The organism is Scytonema sp. PCC 10023 (assembly GCF_963920835.1).
GTDB lineage: Bacteria > Cyanobacteriota > Cyanobacteriia > Cyanobacteriales > Nostocaceae > Kalymmatonema.
This window is the reverse complement of the sequence record NZ_CAWUDP010000222.1, coordinates 1-4,833: the sequence shown is the minus strand read 5'-3', so window position 1 is coordinate 4,833 and position 4,833 is coordinate 1. Positions and strand designations below refer to the sequence as shown.

Annotated in this window: 2 protein-coding genes; both read left to right on the top strand. The window is 46.1% G+C overall.

All coding sequences use genetic code 11. The features are described from left to right. Positions 1-1,765: AMP-binding protein (locus ACM0OZ_RS47875; protein WP_414589996.1), on the top strand; the 1,765-nt coding region annotated here is incomplete at its 5' end. Between the two features lie 44 nt (positions 1,766-1,809). Then, on the top strand, positions 1,810-4,830 hold the full coding sequence (locus tag ACM0OZ_RS47870; RefSeq protein WP_414589995.1) for a type I polyketide synthase: 3,021 nt from the start codon (positions 1,810-1,812) through the stop codon (positions 4,828-4,830). Positions 4,831-4,833: the final 3 nt, after the last annotated feature.

The window sequence follows — 4,833 nt, the reverse complement described above, 5'->3', positions numbered from 1 at the left end:
ATGCCATGGAGCATGTTCTACACCTGGCGTCCTAACCGCCCTGGCGCCTGCTATAGCTACCGAAAATCTTACGAACGACTTTGCACTCTCTTGGCAGCCTTTAAAAATAAATAGCGATACTTTGGCATTTCTACAGTACACCTCGGGTTCTACGGGAACACCAAAGGGTGTAATGGTAAGTCATGGCAATCTACTGTTCAATTCAGCAGACATTGACAGAGGATGTGAATACACATCAGAAAGCGTCGTAGTTACATGGCTTCCTACTTTTCATGATATGGGACTCATCTATGGAGTTATTCAACCCCTATATAAGGGAATTCCATGTTACATGATGGCTCCCACATCCTTCCTACAGCAACCAATTCGATGGCTTGAGGCGATTTCACGCTACAAAGCAACTCATAGCTGTGCTCCCAACTTCGCCTACCAACTATGCGTAGATAAGGTCACAAGAGAACAACTCGCCACTTTAGATTTAAGTAGTTGGTGTATAGCTTTTAACGGTGCTGAGCCAGTTAGAGCAGATGTTCTCAAACGGTTTGCGGAAGTGTTAAAACCTTGTGGTTTTAACCTCAGAACCTTCTGCCCTGCCTACGGTTTAGCTGAAGCTACTCTCAAAGTAACTGCCACCAGAGCCAAAGACTTGCCGACTTTTTATACAGTTCAATCAGAGGCACTGAGACAAAATCGCGTGGTAGAGGCTCAAGAACAAGAGCCAGGGTCGCTAACTCTCGTGGGATGCGGATATACCGAAATTGATACGAAAATTGCGATTGTGCATCCAGAATCGTTGGCAACTTGCCCTCCTGGAGAAGTGGGAGAAATTTGGGTGTCAGGTTCCACGGTCGCGCAAGGTTACTGGATGCGAGATCAAGCGAGTGAGCAAACCTTTGGGGCACATTTGGCAAATGCTGGAGAAGAGCCGTTTTTACGCACGGGAGATTTAGGATTTTTGCTTGATGGCGAGTTGTTCGTCACCGGTCGGATTAAAGACATGATTATCATCCGGGGGCAAAATCATTATCCCCAGGATATTGAATTGACAGTCCAGAAGAGCCATTCAGCACTGCGACCGAATTGTGGGGCAGCATTTTCTGTGGAGGTAGAAGGTGTTGAACGGTTAGTCATTGCTCAAGAGGTAGAACGGAGTTACTTACGTCAGTTGGATGTAGATGAGGTCGTTAAGGCTATTCGTCAGGCAGTATCCGAGCAGCACCAGCTACAGGTTTATGCTGTTGTGCTACTGAAGACAGCCAGTATCCCGAAAACATCCAGTGGTAAGATTCAACGCCATGCTTGTCGGGATGGTTTTTTGAATGGAAGTTTGGATGTTGTCGGAGATTGGATAGCAAATCTTCAACAAATAGACTTAGTACAACTCCAACAAGAAGTAGAAGTCCTTTGGGAAGAGGTACGAAATTCCGATGAGTCTAAAACTGATCGGGAATCGTTCAAACCAGCTTTTACAGAAGAAGCGATTGCCCAAGGGGCACTGGCGGAGCCAATCGCAAGGTGGCTGGTTTCTCATCTCGCCCTGTCCCTGGGAGTGTCCCCGGATGAGATAGATATTCAGGAGCCTTTTGCTGCATACGGTTTAAATTCGGCGGTGGCAGTTAGTATGACAGGTGAATTAGCAAAGTGGACTGGCTGTGAACTTGAGCCTACTCTTTTTTGGAAGTACCCCAACATTGAAGCGTTTGCTCAGTACTTAGCAGCCCAATGTCTGTTATTGCAATCAATAACCTCTCCAGTTAGTGTTTAAGCAAATGTATGAAATGAAGCTAATTAATCACAAGAACCAAGAGAATGAATAGAGAACCAATCGCCATCATTGGAATAGGATGTCGTTTTCCTAAAGCTAATAGTCCAGAGGCTTTTTGGCATCTGCTGTGTGACGGTGTGGATGCTATTACAGAAATGCCTCCTTCTCGGTGGGACTTAAATCCAGACACAGAAAAATTAGACAAAACAAATATTCGTTGGGGTGGTTTTTTAGAGCAGGTAGATCAGTTTGACCCCAAATTCTTTGGTATTTCTTCACGGGAAGCCGCCAGCATGGACCCCCAGCAGCGATTGTTGCTAGAGGTTACCTGGGAAGCATTAGAAGATGCTGGGCAAATACCCAAGCATCTAGCAGGTACCCAAACAGGAGTCTTTATTGGAATATCAACGCAAGATTTTTCTGTGTTGACATGGGGCAATTCCGGTCAAGACATCTATATGACCACTGGGACTTCTCATTCCATAGCCGCTAACCGCATTTCCTATGTATTTAATTTCACAGGACCAAGCGTAGCGTTTGATACGGCTTGCTCCTCTTCACTCGTTGCGGTTCACTATGCTTGTCTTAGCTTATGGAACCAAGAGTCTACTCTTGCGGTAGCTGGAGGAGTGAATGCCTTATTGTTGCCAAAAGTTACAGCTAACTTCGCCAAAGCAGGGTTTATGGCTTCTGACGGTCGTTGCAAAACCTTTGATGCCCGAGCAGATGGTTATGTTCGTGGTGAAGGGGGAGGTGTGGTGATTTTGAAGCCTCTATCGCAAGCTTTGGCCCAGGGCGATCGCATTTACGCTGTCATTAAAGGAAGCGCGGTCAACCAGGATGGGCGTAGCAATGGACTTACCGCTCCAAATCCACAGGCACAGTCAGCTGTTCTGCGCTCTGCTTACCGAGTTTGTGGTGTTTCGCCTGGTCAGGTGCAGTACATTGAAGCTCATGGTACAGGCACATCGCTGGGAGATCCTATAGAAATGGACGCTTTAGGAGAGGTGCTCTCCCAGGATCGACCCGGTGGAAACTACTGTGCTGTAGGATCGGTTAAAACCAATATTGGTCATTTAGAAGCAGCAGCGGGAATTGCTGGGTTGATTAAAGTGGCGTTATCTCTTAAACATCGACAAATTCCACCAAACCTGCATTTCCAAAAGCCAAATCCTTATATTCCCTTTGATAAACTGCCGCTACGAGTTCAACAAACCTTGGAGCCTTGGCCGCAAGGAAATAGTTTAGCACTAGCTGGGGTAAGTTCCTTTGGTTTTGGCGGCACAAATGCTCATGTGGTTTTGGCAGAAGCACCACTCTTAAGTCAAAAGCATGCCCTTGAGCGTTTGCGCAGCGCCCCCTTAGGGGCTAGCGAAGGGTCAAAAGTCAAAAGTCAAAAGAAAGAAGCAATAGAACGTCCTTTGCATCTTCTGACCTTGTCAGCTAAAAGTGAGAAAGCACTTTTAGAGATGGCGCAAAGTTATCAGGAGTTTCTTTTGAACCATCCTGAGGTGTCGCTAGCAGATGTTTGCTTTACTGCCAATACAGGGCGTACGCATTTTGACTACCGCCTTGCCGTAGTTGCTGAATCTAAGGTGCAGTTGCAACAAGAACTATCTGGTTTTACGGCTTCGGGGGAGACTACCACAGTTGTTAGTGGTCAGGTAAAAAGCAAGAAGCGTCCACTAGTCGCATTTTTATTCACTGGACAAGGTTCGCAATATATTGGCATGGGACGCCAACTCTACGAAACTGCGCCCATCTTTCGGCAAACCTTAGACCGTTGTGATGAAATTTTACGTTCCTATCTGGGTAAGTCACTGCTAACCGTTCTTTACCCTGAAGCAGGAGAGACTTCGCCACTAGATCAGACCGCTTACACCCAACCTGCTTTATTTGCCATTGAATATGCACTCTCTCAGTTATGGAAATCTTGGGGTATCGTACCCACTGCCGTGATGGGTCATAGTTTAGGAGAATACGTTGCTGCAACTGTGGCGGGAGTCTTCAGCCTGGAAGATGGACTGAAACTGATTGCCAAGAGAAGCCGCCTGATGCAGAGTTTACCGCCAGACGGAGAAATGGCCGTAGTATTTGCGGCGTCAGATACTATACGGACTATTACTGAAAAAAACAATGATAAAGTAGCATTTGCTGCTTTCAATACACCACAAAACACTGTCATTTCTGGAGAACGGCAGGCAGTTTTGTCAATTTGTACTGCCCTGGAAGCAGAGGGAATTAAGACAAAAAAGCTACAGGTTTCCCATGCCTTCCATTCACCCCTAATGGAGCCAATGCTGGCAGAATTCCATCAAATTGCTGCTAGTGTCACATATGGTGCTCCTCAAATTGATCTAATCTCCAACCTGACAGCAGAAAGATTAACTAAAAAAGATATTACGCCTGAGTATTGGGGGAGACACTTACGATCCTGTGTGCGGTTTGCTGACACTTTAAAGACACTTCAAGCTGATGGTTATGAGATCTTTGTTGAGATTGGACCAAAACCTACCTTGTTGGGGATGGGGCGCAACTGTCTACCAGAAGGAGTAGGTGTTTGGCTTCCTAGTTTGCGTCAAGGACAGGATAATTGGCAGCAAATTCTCCAAAGTTTGGGAGAACTCTATGTACTCGGAGTCTCGGTAGACTGGTCTGGTTATGACCGAGACTATCAACGACAACGGGTGAGTTTGCCGACTTATCCTTGGCAGCGGCAGCGATATTGGCTAGAAAATGAAGAGCAAACAGGAAATCCTACTTGTGAGAATAATAGTCAACGCCCAAACACTTTTCGGTCTGATTCCCTACTACTTGGTTATCGTTTACCACAGCAAGCTCATTTACCCAACGATTACGTTTGGCAAGTCGAACTGAATATAGAGCAACTACCATTCCTCAAGGATCATAGTATTCAGGGTTTTGCAGTCATGCCAGCAGGAATTTACTTAGAGATGGTTTTAGCAGCTGTCACTGAAGTTTATGGAGTCAAATCCCACCACAACCTAAGGGAAATTCAGCTAGATCAGCAGGAGCCTCACGCCAGAATCTCTGATTTGGCGTGAGAG

Bases quoted from the DNA above. Each gene is read 5' to 3' on its own strand.
- ACM0OZ_RS47870 (WP_414589995.1), top strand. From the start codon at position 1,810: ATGAATAGAGAACCAATCGCCATCATTGGAATAGGATGTCGTTTTCCT.